Genomic DNA, 558 nt, shown 5'->3' with positions numbered 1-558 from the left:
AAACGCATGATTTGACGCTCTTGCTTACGCACGTCGTCATAGACATCATGCATAATCGCCATAACTTGGTCTGACAAGCGATTGTTTAGCTTTAACATCATAAAGCGTTCAGCAAGTAGGGCATACGCAGTATCAGCCTGTACGCTACCACGGCCATAATCAAGCAGCGCTTGCTTGGCTTTGATAAATAGATGCTCAATCTCTTCTAGACGTAGACGTACTTCTTCTGGATCAAGACCGCTGGTTTCTTCTTCAGCTTCTTCTTCCACGTCGTCTTCGTCTTCATCATCATCGTCATCAAGTGCGGCTGCTTTGGCATTCACTTTAGCTTTGATGATAGGTGGATTTTCTTTTTCTTCTTTGATGCGTTCACGCTCTTCTTTTGCCGCGTCTTTGGCTTCTTGAGCGGCGATTTTGTCTTCTTCGGTTTCAGGATCTAAAAAACCCGTGATAACGTCAGATAGTTTCTTTTCGCCATCTTGTACTTTTTGATACTCGTCAAGGACGAACTGTACGGTGCCAGGCCAATAAGACATAGCATGCTGCACATCACGAATA

General features: G+C 44.4%; 1 protein-coding gene. It reads right to left on the bottom strand.

All coding sequences use genetic code 11. From position 1 onward, the window contains the following. A partial coding sequence (locus ACS8FC_RS19860) for a sigma-70 non-essential region-containing protein (protein ID WP_439298050.1) occupies positions 1–558 on the bottom strand: 558 nt, incomplete at both ends.

It is taken from the genome of Psychrobacter sp. 1Y4, assembly GCF_051847555.1.
The sequence above is the reverse complement of the archived record's forward strand: the minus strand, read 5'-3'. Positions and strand labels throughout refer to the sequence as shown.